This window comes from Microbacterium sp. NPDC091382 (assembly GCF_044757025.1).
In the GTDB taxonomy this organism is placed as follows: Bacteria; Actinomycetota; Actinomycetes; order Actinomycetales; family Microbacteriaceae; genus Microbacterium.
The window spans coordinates 449,075-469,245 of the sequence record NZ_JBIVUD010000001.1 but is presented as its reverse complement, the minus strand read 5'-3'; the positions used below and the strand labels follow the sequence as shown (position 1 = coordinate 469,245).

The 20,171-nt window shown below is 69.4% G+C and carries 23 protein-coding genes; 15 read left to right on the top strand and 8 right to left on the bottom strand.

All coding sequences use genetic code 11. The features are described from left to right. The first annotated feature begins 99 nt into the window (after positions 1-99). From ACIQLK_RS02295 to ACIQLK_RS02260, 8 genes are all read left to right on the top strand, one after another. Positions 100-1,404: an ABC transporter substrate-binding protein gene (locus ACIQLK_RS02295; RefSeq protein WP_400362615.1), complete on the top strand. Its 1,305-nt coding sequence runs from the start codon at positions 100-102 to the stop codon at positions 1,402-1,404. Then, positions 1,401-2,324, top strand: coding sequence for a carbohydrate ABC transporter permease (locus ACIQLK_RS02290; protein WP_400362613.1), 924 nt, complete (start codon positions 1,401-1,403; stop codon positions 2,322-2,324). Before ACIQLK_RS02295 ends, ACIQLK_RS02290 begins: the two co-directional genes overlap by 4 nt. Further along, a complete protein-coding gene (locus ACIQLK_RS02285) occupies positions 2,324-3,244 on the top strand; it encodes a carbohydrate ABC transporter permease (RefSeq protein WP_400362611.1) in 921 nt (306 codons plus the stop codon). The genes ACIQLK_RS02290 and ACIQLK_RS02285 overlap by 1 nt, the downstream gene beginning before the upstream one ends. A 27-nt stretch (positions 3,245-3,271) precedes the next feature. Beyond that, positions 3,272-4,960 carry a glycoside hydrolase family 13 protein gene (locus ACIQLK_RS02280; protein ID WP_400362609.1) on the top strand — a complete coding sequence of 563 codons (1,689 nt, stop codon included), beginning with the start codon at positions 3,272-3,274 and terminating at the stop codon, positions 4,958-4,960. Positions 4,961-5,036: 76 nt separating this feature from the next. Then, positions 5,037-5,834 (top strand): Fpg/Nei family DNA glycosylase, encoded by a 798-nt coding sequence (locus tag ACIQLK_RS02275; protein ID WP_400362607.1) that lies wholly within the window; start codon positions 5,037-5,039, stop codon positions 5,832-5,834. A gap of 16 nt (positions 5,835-5,850) precedes the next feature. Next, positions 5,851-6,411: a GAD-like domain-containing protein gene (locus ACIQLK_RS02270; protein WP_400362605.1), complete on the top strand. Its 561-nt coding sequence runs from the start codon at positions 5,851-5,853 to the stop codon at positions 6,409-6,411. A 63-nt stretch (positions 6,412-6,474) separates the two neighbouring features. Next, a complete protein-coding gene (locus tag ACIQLK_RS02265; protein ID WP_400362603.1) occupies positions 6,475-6,849 on the top strand; it encodes a DUF3253 domain-containing protein in 375 nt (124 codons plus the stop codon). Position 6,850: 1 nt separating this feature from the next. Continuing rightward, a complete protein-coding gene (locus ACIQLK_RS02260; protein ID WP_400362601.1) occupies positions 6,851-7,303 on the top strand; it encodes an MSMEG_6728 family protein in 453 nt (150 codons plus the stop codon). A 1-nt stretch (position 7,304) separates the two neighbouring features. Here the strand turns inward: ACIQLK_RS02260 and ACIQLK_RS02255 are convergent, their stop codons facing one another. Further along, positions 7,305-8,309, bottom strand: a complete 1,005-nt coding sequence (locus ACIQLK_RS02255; RefSeq protein ID WP_400362599.1) for an adenosine deaminase — start codon at positions 8,307-8,309, stop codon at positions 7,305-7,307. Positions 8,310-8,378: 69 nt separating this feature from the next. After that, entirely contained in the window at positions 8,379-8,648 is a 270-nt protein-coding gene (locus tag ACIQLK_RS02250; RefSeq protein WP_400362597.1) for a GlsB/YeaQ/YmgE family stress response membrane protein, read from the bottom strand. Positions 8,649-8,836: 188 nt separating this feature from the next. Between ACIQLK_RS02250 and ACIQLK_RS02245 the strand changes: the two genes are divergently transcribed. The 3 genes from ACIQLK_RS02245 (at position 8,837) to ACIQLK_RS02235 (ending at position 10,684) form a co-directional block, all read left to right on the top strand. Further along, positions 8,837-8,998 (top strand): hypothetical protein, encoded by a 162-nt coding sequence (locus ACIQLK_RS02245; protein ID WP_400362595.1) that lies wholly within the window; start codon positions 8,837-8,839, stop codon positions 8,996-8,998. A 64-nt stretch (positions 8,999-9,062) separates the two neighbouring features. Further along, complete coding sequence (gene nhaA, locus ACIQLK_RS02240) at positions 9,063-10,337, top strand: Na+/H+ antiporter NhaA (RefSeq protein WP_400362593.1); 1,275 nt, start codon at positions 9,063-9,065, stop codon at positions 10,335-10,337. Positions 10,338-10,345: 8 nt separating this feature from the next. Next, positions 10,346-10,684, top strand: a complete 339-nt coding sequence (locus tag ACIQLK_RS02235; protein WP_400362591.1) for a DUF6804 family protein — start codon at positions 10,346-10,348, stop codon at positions 10,682-10,684. Between the two features lies 1 nt (position 10,685). On the opposite strand, the gene ACIQLK_RS02230 is transcribed toward ACIQLK_RS02235, so the two are convergent. From ACIQLK_RS02230 to ACIQLK_RS02220, 3 genes are read right to left on the bottom strand one after another with little or no spacing between them, the layout of a single operon-like run. Beyond that, positions 10,686-11,075 carry a ribonuclease inhibitor gene (locus ACIQLK_RS02230; RefSeq protein ID WP_400362589.1) on the bottom strand — a complete coding sequence of 130 codons (390 nt, stop codon included), beginning with the start codon at positions 11,073-11,075 and terminating at the stop codon, positions 10,686-10,688. 5 nt (positions 11,076-11,080) lie between these two features. Further along, positions 11,081-12,016 (bottom strand): aldo/keto reductase family oxidoreductase, encoded by a 936-nt coding sequence (locus ACIQLK_RS02225; RefSeq protein WP_400363846.1) that lies wholly within the window; start codon positions 12,014-12,016, stop codon positions 11,081-11,083. Continuing rightward, positions 12,016-12,831, bottom strand: a complete 816-nt coding sequence (locus ACIQLK_RS02220) for an EI24 domain-containing protein (protein ID WP_400362587.1) — start codon at positions 12,829-12,831, stop codon at positions 12,016-12,018. Before ACIQLK_RS02220 ends, ACIQLK_RS02225 begins: the two co-directional genes overlap by 1 nt. Positions 12,832-12,926: 95 nt before the next feature. On the opposite strand from ACIQLK_RS02220, the gene ACIQLK_RS02215 reads away from it, so the two are divergent. Together ACIQLK_RS02215 and ACIQLK_RS02210 are read left to right on the top strand one after the other, a co-directional pair. Further along, a complete protein-coding gene (locus tag ACIQLK_RS02215; RefSeq protein ID WP_400362585.1) occupies positions 12,927-13,415 on the top strand; it encodes a DUF2975 domain-containing protein in 489 nt (162 codons plus the stop codon). Positions 13,416-13,453: 38 nt separating this feature from the next. Next, positions 13,454-14,833 (top strand): APC family permease, encoded by a 1,380-nt coding sequence (locus ACIQLK_RS02210; RefSeq protein WP_400362583.1) that lies wholly within the window; start codon positions 13,454-13,456, stop codon positions 14,831-14,833. On the opposite strand, the gene ACIQLK_RS02205 is transcribed toward ACIQLK_RS02210, so the two are convergent. Then, positions 14,830-15,912 carry a sensor histidine kinase gene (locus ACIQLK_RS02205; protein ID WP_400362581.1) on the bottom strand — a complete coding sequence of 361 codons (1,083 nt, stop codon included), beginning with the start codon at positions 15,910-15,912 and terminating at the stop codon, positions 14,830-14,832. The two genes, ACIQLK_RS02210 and ACIQLK_RS02205, sit on opposite strands and share 4 nt — an antisense overlap. Beyond that, positions 15,909-16,574, bottom strand: a complete 666-nt coding sequence (locus ACIQLK_RS02200; protein ID WP_400362579.1) for a response regulator transcription factor — start codon at positions 16,572-16,574, stop codon at positions 15,909-15,911. Before ACIQLK_RS02200 ends, ACIQLK_RS02205 begins: the two co-directional genes overlap by 4 nt. 86 nt (positions 16,575-16,660) lie before the next feature. Between ACIQLK_RS02200 and ACIQLK_RS02195 the strand changes: the two genes are divergently transcribed. Both ACIQLK_RS02195 and ACIQLK_RS02190 read left to right on the top strand, forming a co-directional pair. Continuing rightward, the gene (locus tag ACIQLK_RS02195; protein WP_400362577.1) at positions 16,661-17,221 is read left to right on the top strand and encodes a M15 family metallopeptidase; all 561 of its coding nucleotides are present in this window, start codon (positions 16,661-16,663) and stop codon (positions 17,219-17,221) included. 40 nt (positions 17,222-17,261) lie between these two features. Then, positions 17,262-18,512, top strand: coding sequence for an FAD-binding protein (locus ACIQLK_RS02190; RefSeq protein ID WP_400362576.1), 1,251 nt, complete (start codon positions 17,262-17,264; stop codon positions 18,510-18,512). Between the two features lie 126 nt (positions 18,513-18,638). Here the strand turns inward: ACIQLK_RS02190 and ACIQLK_RS02185 are convergent, their stop codons facing one another. Next, positions 18,639-19,955, bottom strand: coding sequence for a DUF222 domain-containing protein (locus ACIQLK_RS02185; protein ID WP_400362575.1), 1,317 nt, complete (start codon positions 19,953-19,955; stop codon positions 18,639-18,641). Positions 19,956-20,171 lie beyond the last annotated feature (216 nt).

Here is a 20,171-nt window from a genome sequence, read left to right as displayed (position 1 = left end):
CTGCAATATTGCCTGCATCGTATTGATTTGGCGACTAAATATAGTCACCGGGTCCGGCGATGAGGGAACTTTCGTCCGCAACGACGCGATCGGATACACATGTCATCGACCCCTTCCCGAGCACGGCGGATCGCCGCTGCGCTCGCCGTCACCGCGCTGGGCGGTGCGCTGCTCGCCGGATGCTCCGCCGACGGCCGCGAGACCCTGCGGTTCACCTTCAGCAAGCGCGAGGCGCTGCCGTTCGTGCAGGACGTGGTGCAGAAGTACAACGCGTCGCAGGACCGGGTCACGGTCGAGATGGACACCTCGGGCGTGGACGTCGTCTCGGCCAGCTTCGTCCGCGGCAATCCACCCGACATCATGCTGGCCAACTACAACTACGAGGTCGCCCGCTTCGTGCAGCGCTGCGCGCTCAGCGACCTGAGTGGGACGGATGCCGCCGGCACGGTGCGCGATGACCTGCAGCCGCTCATGGAGCAGTACGGCACGTGCGAGGGCCGCACGAGCGCACTGCCGTACTCGGTGATGGCTTCGTCGGTCATATACAACACCGAGATCTTCGAGGAGAACGGCCTCGAGGTGCCGACCACGTGGGACGAGCTCATCGCCGTCTGCGATGCGCTCGAGGAGGCCGGGGTCACGCCGTTCTACGGCACGTTCAAGGACGACTGGACCGTGGCCCAGGGCTGGTACGACTACGCGATCGGGGGATCGGTCGACGTGATCGACTTCTTCGACCGCCTCGCCGCGGAGGGCGCCGAGGTCGACGGGTCGTCGGAGGTCTCGTTCGAGAAGACCTTCACCGGGCCGGCCGAGAAGATGCTGCAGCTCGCGACCGAGTACACGAACGAGGATGCCGACAGCCGGGCCTACGGCGACGGCAACCTCGCGTTCGGCGAGGGCAAGGCTGCGATGTACCTGCAGGGGCCGTGGGCGTTCAGCGAGATCGCCAAGACCGCGCCCGACGCCCCCCTCGGAACGTTCCCGCTTCCCATGACGGACGATCCCGACGACCGGGCGATCCGCGTGAACATGGACCTCGCGGCCATGATCCCCGACGCGTCCACGAAGAAGGATGCCGCACGGGACTTCCTCGAGTACCTGTACCAGCCCGAGATCATCGAGGCCTACAACGAGTCGCAGCTCGGCTTCGCGCCGACGACGGATGCGGCCCCACCCGGCGACCCGCGGGTCCAGGGGATGCAGGAGTTCTATGACGCGGGCGCGATCTACCAGGGGCCCTCGGTCCTCGTCCCGAAGACGATCCCCGTCTTCGCCTACGCCCAGGCGCTCATGTTCGGCCAGGACCCGGCGAGGACGTTCGCCACCATGGACAGCGACTGGTCGCGACTCGCGTTCCGCCAGCCCGTCCTCACCGACGAGGCCGAGGAGGCAGCGCGATGACCACCACCACCGGGTCGACGACGACCCTCCTGACCCAGGGCGACCGGAAGGCCAGGCGCAGTTCGAACCGCGTCGAGCCGATCTACTACTTCTTCCTCCTGCCGACGGTGCTGCTGTTCACCCTCGCGATCACGGTCCCCGGACTCATCGGCATCTTCTTCAGCCTCACCGACTCCATCGGGCTGGGGGAGTGGAACTTCATCGGGTTCACGAACTACATCGCCCTCTTCAGCGACCCGGCGATCCTGCAGAGCTACCTGTTCACGGCGGGGTTCGCGATCGCGACCGTCATCGTGGTGAACGTCGCGGCGTTCCTGCTCGCAGTGGGGTTGACCTCCCGCATCCGCTTCAAGACGGGCCTCCGGACGATCTTCGTGATCCCGATGGTCATCTCGGGCATCATCATCGCCTACGTCTTCAACTTCCTGTTCTCGAACTCGCTGCCCTCCGCGGGGTCGACTCTCGGCATCCCATGGCTGCAGGAGAGCCTGCTGGCCAACCCGGATCTCGCATGGATCGCGATCGTCATCGTGACTGCGTGGCAGGCGATCCCGGGGACGCTGCTCATCTACATCGCCGGGCTCCTCTCGGTCCCGGGCGACGTGTACGAGGCGGCCGACATCGACGGCGCCTCGAAGCGGCAGCAGCTGCTGCGCATCACCGTGCCGCTCGTCGCGGGGTACGTCGTCATCAACGTGATCCTGGGCTTCAAGGGCTTCCTCAACGCCTACGACATCATCGTCGGCCTCACCGGCGGCGGCCCCGGCACGGCAACCCGCAGCGTCGCGATGACGATCATCGCGGGCTTCAACGGCGGCGACTACGCGTACCAGATGGCCAACGCGACCATCTTCTTCATCGTCGCCGTCCTCATCTCGCTCCTCCAGCTCTCGCTCACGCGGGGAAGGAACAAGGTCTGATGTCCACCACGCAGCCCGCGCTGGCCTTCGAGCAGGCCGACGCCGTCACCGCCCCCGACCGTCCCGCCGACCCGCCGCGCCGTCGGCGCAAAACGGGCGCCGAACGACGCAACTGGTCGGGCACCGTCATCCTCTTCCTCTGCTCCGTCACCGTGCTCCTGCCGCTCTACGTCACCATCTCGATGTCGCTGAAGACGACGGGGCAGGCGGTCGACGGCAATGCGTTCTCGCTGCCGGCGCCGTTCAGCTTCGACGGGTTCGTGCAGGCGTGGAACCTCACGCAGTTCCCCGTCGGCGCGGCGATCTCTTTCTTCGTGACCGCCGGCACCGTGATCGCGACGATCATCCTGGCCGCGTTCGCGTCGTACGCGATCGTCCGCAACTGGGATCGCAAGCTCTTCCTGTACTCGTTCTTCTACCTGCTCGCGGCGATGTTCATCCCGTTCCCGGTCGTCGCACTGCCGCAGATCCAGTTGACCGGCCGGCTGGGGCTCGACAACCCGGTGGGTGTCATCCTGCTGGCGACCATGTTCCAGCTCAGCTTCAGCGTGTTGCTGTTCACCGCGTTCCTGCGCTCGATCCCGATCGAGCTCGAGGAGAGCGCCCGCATCGACGGCGCGACGACGTGGCAGACGTTCTGGAAGCTGATCTTCCCCCTGCTCGCTCCGATGAGCGCGACGGTCGGCATCTTCGCCTTCCTCTACGCCTGGAACGACTTCATGCTGCCGTCGCTGATCATCTCGGACCCGTCGATGCAGACCCTGCCCGTGCGGCAGAACCTGTTCCAGACGCAGTTCAGCAACAACTACAACGTCGCCTTCGCGTCGTACCTCATGGCCATGGCCCCCGCGATCCTCGCGTACCTCTTCACCCAGCGCTGGGTGATGGAGGGCGTGACGCAGGGCGCCGTGAAGGGCTGACCGATCCCGACCCCCGAAAGGACCCCCGTGACTTCCGACCTGCAGACCGCAGCCGAGACCACCGACGAGACCGTGGCCCCCGAGTGGTGGCGCCAGGCCGTCGTCTACCAGGTGTATCCCCGCAGTTTCGCGGACGCCGACGGTGACGGCATCGGCGACCTGCGCGGCATCCGATCCCGGGTTCCCTATCTGAGGGAACTGGGGGTGGATGCCGTCTGGCTGAGCCCGTTCTATCCCTCCGACCTCGCCGACGGCGGCTACGACGTCGCCGACTACCGGGACGTCGACCCGCGGCTGGGGACACTCGGCGACGCCGACGCGATGACCGCCGCGTTGCACGACGCGGGCATCAGGGTCGTCATCGACATCGTCCCGAACCACACGTCCGACCGGCACGCGTGGTTCCAGGAGGCGCTGGCGTCCGAGCGCGGGTCGGCCGCGCGAGCGCGCTACATCTTCCGCGACGGGAAGGGCGAGAACGGCGAGGAGCCGCCCGCCGACTGGCAGTCCGTGTTCGGCGGACCGGCGTGGGAACCCGTCGGCGACGGTCAGTGGTACTTCCACAATTTCGCCGTCGAGCAGCCCGACCTCGACTGGTCCAACCCGGAGGTGCGCGCAGACTTCGTGCACACGCTGCGGTTCTGGTCGGACCGGGGCGTCGACGGCTTCCGCATCGACGTCGCGCACATGCTGACGAAGGACCTCCCGGACGCGCTGCCCACGCAGGCCGAGCTCGACGCGATGCCGCGCGACGGGCAGCATCCCATGATCGACCGTGACGACGTGCACGAGGTGTATGCCGAATGGCGTCAGGTGTTCAACTCCTACGATCCGCCGCGTACCGCCGTCGCAGAGGCGTGGGTCGATCCGTCACGGATCCCGCTGTACGCGAGCGCAGAGAGCCTCGGCCAGGCGTTCAACTTCGACCTGCTCGAGGCCGACTTCGACGCGGGCCAGTTCCGGCGGATCGTCGCCGACAACCTGGCGCTCGCCGCCTCGTCGGGGTCGTCGACGACGTGGGTGCTGTCGAATCACGACGTCGTGCGTCACGCGACGCGCTACGGATTGCCGCATCCGGAGCGGGATGCCTCCGGTCGCCCCACGCACAAGCACGGCAACGCGTGGCTGCTGTCCGGCGGCGCCGAGCCGGCGGCGGACGCCGAGTCGGGACTCCGTCGAGCGCGTGCGGCGAGTCTGTTCGTGCTCGGGCTGCCGGGATCGGCCTACCTCTACCAGGGCGAGGAGCTCGGTCTGCAGGAGGTCGCGGACATTCCGGATGCCGAGCGGCAGGACCCGACCTTCTTCCGCAGCCCCGGCGAGGACATCGGCCGGGACGGATGCCGGGTGCCGATCCCGTGGACCGAGTCCGGGTCGTCGTTCGGTTTCGGCTCGGGGGGTGCGCACCTGCCGCAGCCGGAATGGTTCGGCGGGATGTCGGTCGAGGCTCAGGAGGGCGACCCCGCCTCGACGCTGAACCTCTACCGCCGCGCGCTGCACCTGCGGCACGAACTGCAGACGGCGGAGGAGCTGACGTGGCATGAGACGGGGCGTGCTGATGTGCTCACGTTCGCCCGGCCGAACGGCTGGACCGTCGTGACCAACTTCGGGGACGAGCCGGCTGAGGTGCCGGCGGGGGAGATCCTGCTCGCAAGCGCCGAGCTCTCGGGCGACCGGCTGCCCGGGGCGACCACGGTCTGGCTGCGCGCGGCGCGCTGATCCGCTCCCGCGGGGTCCGCAAGCCGTCGACGGACGGTTGCGGACCCCGCTACGGTCGTCCGACGGAGGTGAGCGGATGCCGGAGGGCGACAGTGTGTTCCGGCTGCGGCAGCGGCTGGCCGCGGCATCCGCCGGTCACACGATCGCGTCAGGTGAGCTGCGCTCAGGCGGCGCGGCGGGTACGCCGCTCGCCGGTGCCCGGATCGTCGGTTACGACACCCACGGCAAGCACCTGCTGACCCGCCTCGACACCGGGCACACCCTGCACACGCACCTGCGGATGCAGGGCAGTTGGACGGTCACGCGACCCGGTCGCCGCATCCCTTCCCGCGAGGACCACCGGGTGCGCGTGCGGATGCGCCTCGACGACGGGTCGACGCTGTGGGGCATCGACCTGCCGGTCGTCGAGCTCGTCGCGACGGCGGACGAGGTCGCGCTGCTCGGCTACCTCGGTCCGGATCCGTTGCGGGAGGACTGGGATGCCGCCGAGGCGGAGCGCAGGCTCGCGATGCGCTCCGACCGGCCCCTCGTCGCCGCGCTGCTCGACCAGCGCAACATGGCGGGCCTCGGCAATCTGTGGGCGAACGAGACCGCCTTCCTCTCCGGGGTGCACCCGTTCGCGCCGATCGGGTCGGTCGAACTGACGGCCCTCGTGGAGAGGGCGTCGCGGATGCTGCGGATCTCGGCGACCGTGCCGGGCATGTACCAGGTGACCACCGGTTCGACCCGGAAGGGAGAGTCCCACTGGGTCGTCGGTCGCGCCGGGCGGCCGTGCCTGCGCTGCGGCACGCGGATCCTCGTGCGCGACGAGGTCGCGAACGACCCGGAGCGCCGTCGCACCTGGTGGTGTCCTCGGTGCCAGCCGGAACGATGACGGCTAGGTTGGGCGCATGATCGAGATCGCCGATTTCGTCCCCCATGCGCCCGTCGAACCGGAGGTCATCGCGGCGTACCGCGACCGCGTTCCGGCGGAGATCGTGGAGCTCTGGGAGACCTACGGCTACGGGACGTTCGGCGACGGCTTTCTCCGAGTGATCAACCCCGCGGTGTACGAGGCGGAGCTCGGCGACCGGATCGGCAAGACGCAGGGCGACGGCATCGCGATTCCCGTCATGGTGACGGCGCTCGGTGACCTGATCACATGGGAGCCGAGCATAGGAGGACTCGTGGCGCTGATGTTCCGCGAGCAGCGGGGCCTAGGCCTGGGCAACGCGGACACGTTCTTGTTCCTGCTGCGCCTCGACGGCGCGGACCACCTCGCGGAGGAGTTCCACTGGGACGTGTTCCCCGAAGCGGTCGCCCAGCAGGGGGCGCCGGCGTTCGACGAATCCTTCATCTTCGTGCCGCTGCCGTCCATGGGCGGCCCGGGCACGGCGGACACGCTGAAGAAGCGTCAGACCATCTCGGCGATCCAGGTCATGGTCGACCTCCAGGGTCCGATCGGTCACTGAGTGGCGCCCGCCGGCATCCGCAACCCCTTCGTGCGTGTCGGCCGGTCGACGTAGCGTCGCCGCATGGCTTCGACCCCGGCACCCAAGACGTGCGCCTCGTGCGGACGCGAGATCCAGTGGCGCAAGAAGTGGGAGAAGAACTGGGATGACGTGAAGTACTGCTCCGATGCCTGCCGGAGGCGCGGCATCCGTCCCGTCGACGAGAAGCTGACCGCGTCGATCCGCGAGCTGCTCGATGCACGTGCGGCGTCGGCGACGATCTGCCCGTCCGAGGCCGCTCGCGCCGTCGGCGGCGAGGACTGGCGCGACCTCATGGAACCCGCGCGGCGGGCGGCACGGCGACTGGTCGCGGCGGGCGAGGTCGAGATCACCCAGCGGGGGCAGGTCGTCGATCCGTCGACGGCGAAGGGGCCGATCCGCATCCGGAAGGCGCGCTGACGTGCAGACCTTCGTCCCGTTCGACGACCTCGCCCGCGGCATGGCTGCGCTCGACACCAAGCGGCTCGGCAAGCAGCGCGTCGAGACGCTGCAGGTGATGCGCGCGCTGACGATCCCCGACTACGGCTGGCGCCATCACCCCGCGGTCGCGATGTGGCGCGGCCATCGCGCCGCGCTCATGGTCTACCAGGACCTCACGGTCGACGAATGGGTCCGCCGCGGCTTCGCCGATACGACCCGTGCGTCCACGCTGGCGACCCTCGACGAGATCCCCGAGGACGGTGCCGAGTACCGATCCGGGACGGTGAGGATGCCGCCGTGGTTCGGCCGCGAGGACGTCCACCGGTCGCACCGGTCGAATCTGCTCCGCAAGGACCTCGAGTTCTACCGCGCGCAGGGCTTCGACGACCCCGACGATCTTCCGTACGTGTGGCCGAAGGCCGAGCCGGAGTGACTCAGACGGATGCCGCCCACGCCCGCACCTCGGCGAGGAGGTCCGCCTTGCGCCCGGCATCCGCGAAGGACGCCTCGATCGAGTTGGCGGCGAGCTGCGCCAGTTCCGCCGTGTCGAAGCCGAGTGAGGCGACGGCGGCGTAGTTGTCGCCGATGTAGCCGCCGAAGTACGAGGGATCGTCGGAGTTGATCGTCACGACGACGCCCGCATCGACAAGTTCGCGCAGGGGGTGGGCGCTCAGCTCGGGCACGGCGCGCAGGCGCACGTTCGACAGCGGACACACCGTCAGTGCGACGCGGTGCTCGGCGAGGTGTGCGAGCAGTTCGGCGTCGTCGATGGAACGGATGCCGTGGTCCACCCGCTCGACCTCGAGAAGTCGCAGCGCCTCCCAGACGTACGCGACCGGTCCCTCCTCACCGGCGTGGGCGACGCGACGCAGTCCCAGCTCGGCGGCCCGGCGGAACACGCCCTCGAACAGCGACGGCGGGTAGCCGACCTCCGCGGAGTCCAGGCCGATGCCGACCAGCTCGTGCGCACGCGGTGCGATCTCGTCGAGCATGGCCTCGGCCGAGGCGACCGGGTGGTCGCGGACGATGCAGACGATCAGTCCGCCGGTGATGCCGAACCGCGCCCGCCCGACGTCGAGCCCCGCGCGGAGCCCGTCGATGACGATGTCGACCGGAACGCCGTTCGCCGCGTGGACCTGCGGGTCGAAGAACATCTCGACGTGGCGGACGCCGTCGGCCGCGGCCCGTTCGAGATAGGCGACCGCGAGATCGATGAAGTCCTGCTCGGTCCGCAGCACGGCCATGCAGGCGTAGTAGAGGTCGAGGAACGACTGCAGGTCGTCGAAGTCGTAGCGGCGTCGCAGATCGTCGACGTCGTCGAACGGCAGCGTCACCCCGTTCCGCTCGGCGAGAGCGAACGCGAGTTCGGGTTCGAGCGTGCCTTCGATGTGCAGGTGCAGCTCGGCCTTCGGAAGAGTGCGCAGATCAGGGCTCGTCACGGGGAGCCATCGTACGCACCTGCGTCGGGGCGAAGCGCGAAACCACGCGCCTCGCCCCGAGCCCGCGGCTCAGCGCGCCGCGCGCTTGCGCCCGAACAGCGCGCCGTAGATCAGCAGCACGATGAGCGAACCGCCGATCGCGAGGAGCCATGTCGACAGCGAGAAGAACTCGTTGAGGTTGACGTTGAAGATCAGCCCGCCGAGCCAGCCACCGAGCAGCGCGCCGACGATGCCCAGCAGGAGCGTGACGAACCAGCCGCCGCCCTGCTTGCCCGGGAGGATCAGCTTCGCGATGGCGCCGGCCAGCAGGCCGAGGATGAGGAAACCGAAAAAGCCCATGATGACTCCTTAGTGATGCTGACTCTTGTCTCCGAGTCGGCGGATGCCGTCAGTTCACTCGCCTGCGGACGTCCCGCGCTACGTCCTTGACGGGAAGGCGAACACCCTGTTCGCCTTCCGCCTCGTGGATAGGAGGGGTGAAGCGCACGAAACGTCACAAAGAAGTGCCCGCGGGATACCCTCGAAGCATGACGATCACGGCACGCTACCGCCTCGAGCGCGCGCTGCCGTCGGCCATCGGCATCCGCACGCTCAGCGCACCGCAGCATCCGGGGACGAACGGGTGGGTGAGCGAGTGGGGCACCAACGCACACGGCGAGATCGCCGGCTGCCCGCCGTCGGGGGCCTGACCCGCACCGCCCGTCGGTGCGTTTTCGGCGACCCCTGATCCCCCGACGCGGAAAGCGATCCGTCATGTCCTCTTCTTCTTCCTCCCGCACCGCTCCCCACGAGATCTGGCGCGGCATCCGCCAGACCGTCCGCACCGACACGTTCGGCGGCATCCTGCTGCTGGCGGCGACCGTCGCGGCGCTGGTCCTCGCGAATTCGCCCGCCGCGCCCTGGTACGTCGGTCTCCGCGAGACCTCGTTCGGCCCGGAGGCCCTCCACCTCGACCTGACGGTTGCGCATTGGGCCGCCGACGGTCTGCTCGCGGTCTTCTTCTTCGTCGTCGGCCTCGAGCTGAAGGAGGAGATCGTCGCCGGACGACTGCGCTCGCCGCGCGTCGCCGCAGTGCCGGTGATCGGGGCGCTCGGCGGCGTCATCGTCCCCGCGCTCATCTTCGCCGCCTTCACGGTGACCCTCCCTGGCGACGCCGTGCGCGGCTGGGCGATCCCCACCGCCACCGACATCGCCTTCGCCATCGCGGTGTTCGCCGTCGTGGCGAAGGGGCTGCCGCCCGCGCTCCGCGTGTTCCTGCTCACCCTCGCCGTCGTCGACGACCTCTTCGCGATCACGATCATCGCGACCGTCTACACCGATGACCTCCAGCCGCTGTGGCTCGCGGCCGCGGTCGTCCCGCTGGCGCTGTTCGCCCTCGCGGTGCGGCGCGGCATCCGTCATTGGTGGGTGCTCATGCCGCTCGCGATCGTCACGTGGGGCTTCGTCCACGCCTCGGGTGTGCACGCGACGATCGCCGGCGTCGTCCTCGCGTTCATGGTCCCGGCGACCGTGACGCCGCGTGCCCGCGTCCAGGTGGGAACGGATGCCGACGGTTCCCCGATCCACGATGCGTTGACCGCGCACTTCGCCGACCGTTTCGGGCCGATCTCCACGCTGGTCGCGCTCCCGATCTTCGCGTTCTTCTCCGCGGGGGTCACGATCGGCGGCTGGGAGGGGCTCACGGCGGCGTTCGCCGACCCGGTGACCCTCGGCATCCTGGTCGGACTCGTCGTCGGCAAGCCGGTCGGCATCCTGCTGGCGGTGTTCCTGCTGACGCGCGTCCCGGCGGTGCGGCGGACGTTCGAACTGCGGTGGGGCGACATGGTCGGCGTCGGCCTGCTGGCCGGCATCGGGTTCACGGTCGCCCTGCTCGTCGGGGAGCTCTCGTACGGCGTCGGATCGCTCGAGGACGATCACGCGAAGATCGGCATCCTCGCCGGTTCGGTCGTCGCCGCGATCCTCGGCGGCGCCGTTCTCGCCTGGCGTGCCCGTCGCGTGCGTCAGACTGGAACGACACCCCTGTCCTGAGGAGCCCCGTGAGCCGTACGCAGCCGACGCCCGCGACGTACCAGCGCAACGCCCTCGCGCCGAGCCTGCTCGCCGCGGCGGTCCTGTTCGTCGCGCCGGCGCTGCTCGAGAGCGACTGGTTCCTGACGGTGCGGTTCGTCGCGACCATCCTGGCGCTGATCATCGGGTGGTTCGCGTTCCAGGCGAAGCACTGGTGGTGGCTGCCGGTGATGCTCGCGATCGCGGTGGTCTGGAACCCGGTCGTTCCGTTCGAGTTCTCGGGCCCGATCTGGAGCGCCGCCCAGGTCGCCGCCGCGTTCGTCTTCCTCGGTGCCGGGGCGACGATCAAGACGCGTCGCGAGGCCTGACTCAGCGCAGTTCGAGCGTGACCTCGGGGTGGTCGGCGAAGACCTCGAGCACCCGGTCGAAGTAGGTCGCGCCCGTACCGGCGCGCAGCTCGCCCAGCTGCCGCCGCAGGTCGTCCGACCGGAACGGCCCCGGCTGCGCGAGCTTCTCCCGCAGCCAGCGCTCCGTTTCGGCGACCCCCAGCGCGTCGCGACTGTGCGCGGCATCGCGCCAGATCATTCGGACGGCGTCATCCCCGGACAGTGCCCCGTACCCGCCGTAGAGCAGGTCGTCGAGCGCGTCGAGGCTGGTGCCGAGCCGCCAGTCCTCGCCGGTCATGAAGAGCCGGTTGAGTTCTGCATAGAGATCGGGGATGCCACTGATTCGGCCGCCCTCGATGACGTACTCGGCCATGAGGCTCAGGGGACCTTGTGCCCTGCCGCGGTGATCAGGCCGTACCACTCGGGTCGGGTCAGCGGGATGTCCGAGCCGGCGGCGGCATCCGCGACGCGCTGCGGATTGGTGGTGCCGAGGACGACCTGCATGTGCGCGGGATGCCGGGTGATCCACGCGGTCGCGATGGCGGTCGGCGTCACGTCGTACTTCGCGGCCAGCCGGTCCATCAGCTCGTTCAGCTCGGCGTACTCGGGGGCACCGAAGATGACACCGTCGAAGAAGTTCTTCTGGAACGGCGACCACGCCTGCAGCGTGATGCCGTTGATGCGCGAGTAGTCGACCAGCCCGCCGCCGTCGCGTGTGATGGAGTCGTCCTCGCCCGCCATGTTCGAGGCGAGCCCCTGCGCGACGATCGTGGAGTGCGTGACCGAGAGCTGCACCTGATTGGCGACGATCGGCTGCGTCACCGCGGTCTTGAGCAGGTCGATCTGCCGCGGCGTGTGGTTCGAGACGCCGAAGGCGCGGACCTTGCCGGACGACTCGAGGTGATCGAAGGCGCGCGCGACCTCGTCGGGTTCGACGAGCGCGTCGGGACGGTGGAGGAGGAGCACGTCGATGCGGTCGGTGTTCAGCGCCTGCAGCGACTCCTCGGCCGACGCGACGATGTGCTCATAGGAGTGGTCGAAGTGCCATTCGTCGGGCACGATGCCGGTCTTGGTCTGCAGCGTGATCTCGTCGCGCTCGGCCGGGCTGAGGTTCAGCGCCTCGGTGAAACGGCGCTCGCAGCCGTGGCGGCTGCTGCCGTAGAGGTCGGCGTGGTCGAAGAAGTCGACGCCGGCCGCGCGACACGCGTCGTACAGTGCGCGGATCGCCTCGTCGGACATCTCCTCGATGCGCATCATCCCGGCGACGACGTTGGGAACCTGCTGGCCGGTTCGGCCGAGGGGGACGAGGCGCATCATGCTCCGTTTCTGCGTCCGGTGGACGCGGTCGAGTGACCAGTCTGATCGGTGACGGCCCGCACGTCGAGGAGGGTGCGCGACAGGATCGTCGAGCCGGCGACGGCGGCGGGCATCGCGATGACGGCGCCGAGCGGCACGAGGAAGCACAGCTGGGTCGCGACGCCGAACCCGAGCACGCGCGCGCGGTTGCCCTTGCGCAGGGCCCGGCGGGCCGCGGCATCCAGTCCCCGTGCGACGAGCGCGCGCGAGGTGAGCTCGTCGGCGAGCAGCCACCCCGTGAGGAAGGCGGCGACGACGGCGCCGAGAGCCGTGCCGATGAGCGGGATGAGGCCGATGAGGCCGGCGACGATCGCGGCGACCAGCCCGCGGAGGATGAGGCCGACGCTGTCGCCGATCGAGCGCCAGAATCCGTAGTCGGATTCGACCGGAGCATCGCCGAGATGCTCCTCGACGGAGCGCCAGATGCGCTCGTAGAAGGGATCGCCGACCAGCAGGGTCAGCGCGGTGAAGGACACGACCGCGAGGACGATCGCTCCGCCGAGGATGCCGGCGCCGATGCCGAATCTCGCGAGTGACGCCGCGACGTCCGACCACCCGTCGGCGAACCCCGTCAGGGCCGTGACGATGTCACCGAGGAACATCGCGAGGGTGACGATCCCGGCGAGGAGGACGAGGCCGACGATGGCGGCGGGGATCAGCCCGAGTGCCATCCGGGCCGGCAGGCGCCCCCAGAAGCCGAATCCGCGACCGAGGTCGCCGACGCCGCGGAAGAACGAGCCGAGCGGATGCCGCGAGGCGGCGGGCGTGGTCATGTCCCCATCCTGCCGTGCTGACGCCATACCGACTCTCGACACGGGACTCTGTTTATCGATATACATAGATCGAATAGCGATAGATTGGGGTCGGCGTGATCGCGCTCGCAAAAGCAGGGGCCGGCATCATCTTCACCGCGATCGTGATCCTGCAGGTGTGGGTCGTGCCGGGCATCGCCGATGTCGTCGCGCAGCGGATGCCGGAGCTCGCCGGGCTTCGGGATGCCGGCGTGCTGCTCACCGGCATCCTCTCGTCCTGTGCCCTGGCCGCCCTCGTCTGCCTCTGGCGGTTGCTCACGCGCGCCGATCACGGGCGGCTTTTCGAGGACGGTGCGACCCGCTGGGTCGATGGACTGGTCGGATGCGCCGCCGCGACGATGATCGTGGTCCTGGTCGGCTGCGTGGTCGTCTTCGGCGCTGGGGCGGGGAGCCGGGCCGTGGTGCTGCTGACCGGCGTTGCGCTCGTTGCCGGTCTCGGCATCGCGCTGCTTCTCGGCGGGCTGCGCGAGGTGCTCAGGCTCGCGATCGTGCTGCAGGATCAGGTCATCGGAGTCGCGCACGCACAGGAGGACCCACCGCGGTAGGGGTTGCATCCCCCGCGGGACTTCGTTGAAGTGGTGCGATGACAAACGACACCTCGGCTCCACCTGCTCAGGAAAAGCCCGGTCTGAAGCGTGCTGTCGGCACCTGGCTGCTCTTCGCCTTCATCGTGGGCGACACCCTCGGTGCAGGCATCTACACACTCGTCGGAACGATGGCGACCGACGTCGGCGGGGTCATCTGGCTGCCGCTGCTGATCGCGCTCGTCGTCGCGTTGCTCACGGCCGGCACCTACGCCGAGCTCATCACCAAGTACCCGCACGCCGGAGGCGCCGCCCGCTACGTCGACAAGGCGTTCGGCATCCCGTTCCTGTCGTTCCTCGTCGGCTTCCTCATGATGGCGTCCGGCATCACGACGGCGGCGGCCCTCGCGAACGCCTTCGCAGGCGACTACTTCACGGCTCTGGTCGACATCCCGCCGATCCCCGTCGCCATCACCTTCATCGCACTCCTGACCCTCATCAACCTGCGGGGCGTGAAGGAGTCGCTCGCGACGAACATGGTCGCCTCGATGATCGAGGTCTCCGGACTCGTCATCGTCATCGTCATCGCGGCGATCGTCTTCGGCAGCGGTGGCGGCGAGCCATCGCGTATCTTCGAGTTCGCGCCGGACGTGCCGCCGCTGCAGGGTGCCTTCGCGGCATCCATCGTCGCGTTCTTCTCGTTCCTCGGCTTCGAAGCAGCGGCCAACATGGCCGAGGAGGTCAAGAATCCTTCGCGGGCGTACCCGCGGGCGCTCTTCGGTGCGATCCTGACCGCCGCCGTCGTCTACCTGCTCATCGCGATCGGCGCCGTCATCGTCGTCGAGCCGACGACGCTCGCGACCTCGACGGGGCCGTTGCTCGAGGTCGTCACGGCGAGCGGCCTCGCCGTCCCGGGATGGCTCTTCAGCCTGATCGCCCTCGTCGCGATCGCCAACGGCGCCCTGCTGTTCATGGTGATGGCCAGCCGCGTCGCGTACGGCCTGGCCGAGAACGAGCTGCTGCCGCACGCGTTCGGAAAGGTGCTCCCGAAGCGGCGCACCCCGTGGGTTGCGATCGTCGTCGTCGCGGGCGTCACGATGCTCCTCACGGTCGTCGGCGACATCTCGACGCTCGCCAACACGACCGTGCTGCTCCTGCTGCTGGTCTTCCTGACCGCGAACGTGAGCGTGCTCGTGCTGAAGAAGGACAAGGTCGCCCACAAGCACTTCTCGGTCCCGCGCATCGTGCCGATCCTCGCGATCATCGCGTCGATCGTCCTGCTCACCCAGCAGGACTGGCCGGTCTGGCTCGCGACCGCAGGGTACGTCGTGGTGGGCACGATCCTGTTCTTCGTCGCGCGCTACGGCCGACGCCGCGGTGACCGCAGGATCGCCGAGCGGACGGGCGCGATCCCGACGGTGGGCACCTCGCGCGACTAGGAGCCGTGCGCCGGCAGTCTCACCGTCGCGCGCAAGCCGCCGGCTGACCGTGCTGCGAGCGTGAGCTCGCCGCCGTGCGCGCCGACGATCGCGGTCACGATCGCGAGTCCGAGCCCGTTCCGCTCGTGATCGGACCGACGGATGCGGGCGGCGCCGCGCTGGAACGGCTCGGCGAGCGTCGAGACCACGGCGGGGTCGAGGCGATCGCCGCCGTTCTCGACGATCAGGATTGCGGCGCCCCCGTCGCGGTGGGTCGTGACCGTCACGGGCTCTGTCGCGTCGCCGTGGATCAGGGCGTTCTGCAGGAGGTTCAGCGCGACCTGCCCGAGCAGGCTCGATGATCCGAACGCCGCCGCCTCGTCGCCGCGGACGACCAGCTCGACGCCGCGAGCTTCGGCGAGCGGAAGCAGCGTTTCGGCGGCGTCCTCGGCGAGGAGGGACAGGTCGACGGATGCCTGGGGGAACCCGCCTCGGTCGGCGCGGGCGAGGAGCAGCAGGCCCTCGACCAGTTCGACGCCACGCTCGTTGACGGCGGCGAGCCGGCTCAGCAGGTCGTCGACGTCGCGATCGGGGTCGGACCGCGCGACGTCGAGGAGGGTTCGCGTGATCGCGAGCGGCGTGCGGAGCTCGTGCGACGCGTTGGCGGCGAACCGCCGCTGCTCCCCGACGTGCGATTCGATGCGCTGCAGCATCCCGTCGAACGAGTCGGCGAGCTCGCGGAACTCGTCCTGCCGGCCCGCCATACGCACCCGTGTCGACAGGTCGCCGGCATCCGCTCGGCGGGTCGCCTCGGTCAGCGCATCGAGCGGCGCGAGCATACGGCCTGCGAGGAACCAGCCACCGACCGCGCCGAGGAACAACAGGGCGACCATCACCGCGCCCGCCGGGCCGGCGAAGGCGCGCAGCAGGTCGCGCTGGCTCGGGGCGAAGCCCGTCCCGGTGAAGAGGGGCTCGTCCGGCACGTATCGCAGGAGGAACAGCCAGACGACGGTGAGGATGAGCGCGCCCGCGACGAGGACGAGCCCGACGTAGCTCAGCGTCAGGGTGACCCGGGCGCTGAGCCCGCGCGGGCGCGTCACGTCGGCGCCTCGACGCGGTAGCCCACGCCCGGTTCGGTGACGATCACCCACGGTTCGCCGAGTCGCTTTCGCAGCGCCGACACGGTGATGCGCACCGCATTCGTGAACGGGTCGGCGTTGGCGTCCCAGGCCTGTTCCAGCAGGGACTCCGCACTGACGACCCCGCCCTCGGCTGCGACGAGGACCTCGAGCACGGCGAACTGCTTGCGGGTGAGCGCGACGTAGCGTCCGTTCCGGAAGACCTCCCGGCGGAACGGGTCGACACGCAAGCCCGCGTACTCGCGCACCGGCGGGCGGACCGAGGCGCGGCGGCGGTCGAGGGCGCGTAGACGCAGGACGAGTTCGCGCAACTCGAACGGTTTGGTGAGGTAGTCGTCGGCTCCGATCTCGAAACCCGACTCCTTGTCATCGAGCCGGTCCGCGCCGGTCAGCATGAGGATCGGCATCCCGCTGCCGGACTCGACGATCGAGCGGGCGACCTCGTCTCCGGACGGACCCGGGATGTCGCGGTCGAGGATCGCGATGTCGTACGAGCCGACCGTGAGGAGCTCGAGTGCGGTGTCGCCGTCGCCCGCGATGTCGGCGGCGATCGCCTCGAGGCGCAGGCCGTCCCGGATGGCACCCGCCATCAGGGGTTCGTCCTCGACGATCAGCACACGCACGACTCGATCGTACGAAGCCGGCTGTATCGCCGGCGTATCGATTTCCGCGTACGCCCTCGCAACACCGGGCCCCGTGGGATGGGGGCATGAGATCCACCGCTCCCGCCGTCGCCCTCCTCGCCCTCGCCGTCGTGCTCGCCGGATGCGGTGCGGAGGAATCGGCCCTGGGGCCCGGCATCCGTCCCGTCCTTTCGCCGATCGACCAGGGCGAGGTTCCCGACGGCACGACCGTCTACGACACCGATGTGCCCGCCGTCGCGCGCCTCGACGGCGATCTGCGCGCTGCGTTGACCGCGGCATCGGATCGCGCGGCGGACGAGGACGTGATCCTTCTCGTCAACAGCGGGTGGCGCTCGCCGGAGCTGCAGGAGCGGCTGCTTCGGGATGCGGTGACGACGTACGGATCTCGGGAAGAGGCGGCTCGGTGGGTGGCGACGCCGGAGACGTCGGCGCACGTCTCGGGGGATGCCGTGGATGTGGGTCCCTTCGACGGTGCCTACTGGCTCGATCTCCACGGGGCGGAGTTCGGGCTGTGCCGGATCTACGTCAACGAGCCCTGGCACTTCGAGCTGCGGCCGGAGGCGAGGAGTGCGGGGTGTCCGCAGCAGTACCTCGACCCCACGGAGGATCCGCGCTTGGCGGGCTGACCGGAGCCGGGGTGTGCGGGGCGCCCGTAGGCTGGCTCGCATGAGCGACGGCGCAGGCGAGAACTGGTCCCGGAACATCCGCTACACGGCCGAGCGGTTCGTCGCGCCGCGGACGGTCGACGAGCTGCGCGAGGTGGTCGCGGCATCCGATTCGGTGAAAGCCCTCGGCTCGCGTCATTCATTCACGCGCATCGCCGACACGGACGGGACGCTGGTCTCGACCGCCGAGCTCGACCTGCCGATCCAGGTGGATGCCGCGCAGAAGCGGGTGCGCGTCGGCGGAGGCGTGCGTTATGGCGAGCTTGCGCAGGAGCTGGACCGGCAGGGCTGGGCGCTCGCGAACCTCGCGTCGCTGCCGCACATCTCGGTGGCCGGTGCCGTCAGTACGGGCACGCACGGGTCCGGCGTGGGCAACCGATCGCTTGCCGCTGCGGTGACGGGGCTCGAGCTCGTCACCTCGACCGGGGAGCTGGTGCAGCTGACCGAGCGCGACGACGCCCTCGCCGGCGCGGTCGTGGGGTTGGGGGCGCTCGGGATCGTGACGACGGTGGAGCTCGCGATCGAGCCGACGTACGAGGTCGCGCAGACGGTGTACGAGAACGTGCCGCTCGAAGCCGTCCGGAAGAACTTCGACGTGATCGCGGGGTCGGCCTACAGCGTCTCGTTCTTCACGACGTTCCGCGATGACATGTACGTCGACCAGGTGTGGCGCAAGGAGCGCACGGATGCCGCGGCGACGCCGATCCCCGCGGCGCTGCGCGATCGGCAGGCGTCCGGGGCGAGGCATCCGCTCCCCGGTGTCTCGGCCGCGTCGTGCACGGTGCAGGGCGGCAAGGCGGGTCGCTGGCTCGACCGATTGCCGCACTTCAAGCTGGAGTTCACTCCGTCGAACGGCGAGGAGCTGCAGTCCGAGTTCCTGTTGCCGTTCGCCGACGCGGTGGCCGCGTTCGACGCGGTGCGGGAGCTCGCGGATCGGCTGAAGCCGGTGCTGCAGGTGTGCGAAGTGCGCACGATCGCCGGTGACGACCTGTGGCTGTCGCCGAGCTCGGGTCGGGATTCGGTCGCGTTCCACTTCACATGGACCGATGACGAGGCCGGGGTGGCGGAGGTGCTGCCCGAGCTCGAGGCCGCGCTGGCGCCCTTCGGTGCGCGGCCGCACTGGGGAAAGGTGTTCACGCCGCGCGATCCCGCGGAGCTGTATCCGCGGTGGGCGGAGTTCGTCCAGTTGCAGCGCGCGATGGACCCGCGCGGTGCGTTCCTGAACGACTACCTGCGGGCGCTCGGGCTCTAGGGCGGGTTGGCGGGCCCTCAGGGACGGTTCGCGGAAATCGCGCCAGGGCGGCGCTCCGCGTGGCGCGAGAGACCACGGCTCGCCGAGGCGATCCCGGTCGCGTCCCTGATGTCCCTGCGTCTCGACCTAGAAGGGTGCGGGGTCTCCGGGTGGGGCTGCGGCAGGGGTGAAGGCGACGGCCGGTGTGGGTGCGTCTTCTCTGTACGTCCTGCCGAGGGGTGAGGTCCACTCGAGGACTCCACCCTTGAGCTGTCGGACTCTCCAGGCGGTGAATTGCTTCATCGAGTGATGCCGTTGGCATAGGTGAGCCAGATTCGGGAGTTCGGTTCGTCCGCCGAGGGCGTGATCGTGGGTGTGGTCGACTTCGCAGCGGATCGCGGCAACCCGGCATCCGGGGAACCGGCAGTGCTGATCCCGGGCTTGCAGGAACCGTCGCATCCCCGACGGCACCCGGTACGAGTCAGTCGCGACGGTCACCCCGGCGGTGGGGTCGTGGAACAGCCGCTCCCACATCCCGGTGCCGCCTGCGAGGGTGCGGGCGGTCGCGGGGTCGATGGGGGACCGACCCGCAAGGTCGCAGGGTCCGTCGTCGGCGCCGGTGAGCGTCGCCGCGGGAAGGAGAACCTGCACCCGTGCCCGGATCGCCCCCAGCGGTCCCGCCGTGGTGTCGCGGGTGTCGTCCAACGCCGGTGTTCCGGCAAGGAGCAGGTCGGCGAACACGTCCGCGCGGACCTGATCGGTCGAACGCGCATCGGTCGCAACGACGACCGATTCCGGGGCGCGTTCCTCGCGGGTGTCGACGATCGCGCGCGCCTGCTGTGTCAGCCGGTCGTGGATGCCCTCGGCGATCACGGTCGGCAGGGTCGCGAGGAGGTCGCTCATCCCATCCCGCCCGGGGACGAGTCGCACGCACCGCCCCGCCGCTGCCTGTTCGTGTCGTTCGGCGAACGAGCGTGGGTGCATCCGGTGGGCGAGGATCTCGAGCTCGCCCCGTACCCGGTTCGGTGTCTGGCCGTCGCATCGTTCGATCGCGACCTTCTCGAACTCGGCCCACAGTTCTGCGGGCAGGTTCGATCCTGCGTCCACGATCGCGAGCACGTGGCCGCGCACGATCCGGCCCGCCTCCCACGCGGCGACCGTGGCGGGGAACCCTTCGATGATCAGCCGAGCTTCTCCGATGCGTCGTTGCACGGTCCGGTCGGTCATCCGCATCACCCCGCCGACCTCCGCCGCGACGGAGCGTAGGACCATGTCATGCACCTGGACTCTCGCGTTCCGGGGCGCGCTCTGCGTGTCTGCGAGCCGGCCGGCGGCGGCGAGCACGCGAAGCTCCGCGATCTGCCCCGCCGCGACCTGGCGGCTCACGGATTCGACGTCCGCAATGATCCCCGCGACGGCGGCGAGATACGTCTCACCATCGGGGGTTTCCATCGCTTCCGTCATGCCTGCACTCTCGCAGCGACCTCCGACATTCAGACCCCGAAAACCGCCGAAACCACACGTTACGAACAAGCTCGTAGATGAGAAATCGCTCATCTGACATAGGCCTGACGTCCACCGGCTCGACCACGGCTTCCCGAGCCACCCGGTCGCCTCTATCGTCAGACGGAATCCCCGTCCCACCGACGACGGACTCTCAGGGGGCGGTCATGCCGAACC

What these genes read in the sequence shown, in the direction of transcription:
- ACIQLK_RS02295 (WP_400362615.1), top strand. Translation starts at nt 100, where the DNA reads ATGTCATCGACCCCTTCCCGAGCACGGCGGATCGCCGCTGCGCTCGCC.
- ACIQLK_RS02290 (WP_400362613.1), top strand. Translation starts at nt 1,401, where the DNA reads ATGACCACCACCACCGGGTCGACGACGACCCTCCTGACCCAGGGCGAC.
- ACIQLK_RS02285 (WP_400362611.1), top strand. Translation starts at nt 2,324, where the DNA reads ATGTCCACCACGCAGCCCGCGCTGGCCTTCGAGCAGGCCGACGCCGTC.
- ACIQLK_RS02275 (WP_400362607.1), top strand. Translation starts at nt 5,037, where the DNA reads ATGCCGGAGGGCGACAGTGTGTTCCGGCTGCGGCAGCGGCTGGCCGCG.
- ACIQLK_RS02270 (WP_400362605.1), top strand. Translation starts at nt 5,851, where the DNA reads ATGATCGAGATCGCCGATTTCGTCCCCCATGCGCCCGTCGAACCGGAG.
- ACIQLK_RS02265 (WP_400362603.1), top strand. Translation starts at nt 6,475, where the DNA reads ATGGCTTCGACCCCGGCACCCAAGACGTGCGCCTCGTGCGGACGCGAG.
- ACIQLK_RS02250 (WP_400362597.1), bottom strand. Translation starts at nt 8,648, where the DNA reads ATGGGCTTTTTCGGTTTCCTCATCCTCGGCCTGCTGGCCGGCGCCATC.
- ACIQLK_RS02245 (WP_400362595.1), top strand. Translation starts at nt 8,837, where the DNA reads ATGACGATCACGGCACGCTACCGCCTCGAGCGCGCGCTGCCGTCGGCC.
- nhaA (WP_400362593.1), top strand. Translation starts at nt 9,063, where the DNA reads ATGTCCTCTTCTTCTTCCTCCCGCACCGCTCCCCACGAGATCTGGCGC.
- ACIQLK_RS02230 (WP_400362589.1), bottom strand. Translation starts at nt 11,075, where the DNA reads ATGGCCGAGTACGTCATCGAGGGCGGCCGAATCAGTGGCATCCCCGAT.
- ACIQLK_RS02225 (WP_400363846.1), bottom strand. Translation starts at nt 12,016, where the DNA reads ATGCGCCTCGTCCCCCTCGGCCGAACCGGCCAGCAGGTTCCCAACGTC.
- ACIQLK_RS02220 (WP_400362587.1), bottom strand. Translation starts at nt 12,831, where the DNA reads ATGACCACGCCCGCCGCCTCGCGGCATCCGCTCGGCTCGTTCTTCCGC.
- ACIQLK_RS02210 (WP_400362583.1), top strand. Translation starts at nt 13,454, where the DNA reads ATGACAAACGACACCTCGGCTCCACCTGCTCAGGAAAAGCCCGGTCTG.
- ACIQLK_RS02195 (WP_400362577.1), top strand. Translation starts at nt 16,661, where the DNA reads ATGAGATCCACCGCTCCCGCCGTCGCCCTCCTCGCCCTCGCCGTCGTG.
- ACIQLK_RS02190 (WP_400362576.1), top strand. Translation starts at nt 17,262, where the DNA reads ATGAGCGACGGCGCAGGCGAGAACTGGTCCCGGAACATCCGCTACACG.
- ACIQLK_RS02185 (WP_400362575.1), bottom strand. Translation starts at nt 19,955, where the DNA reads ATGACGGAAGCGATGGAAACCCCCGATGGTGAGACGTATCTCGCCGCC.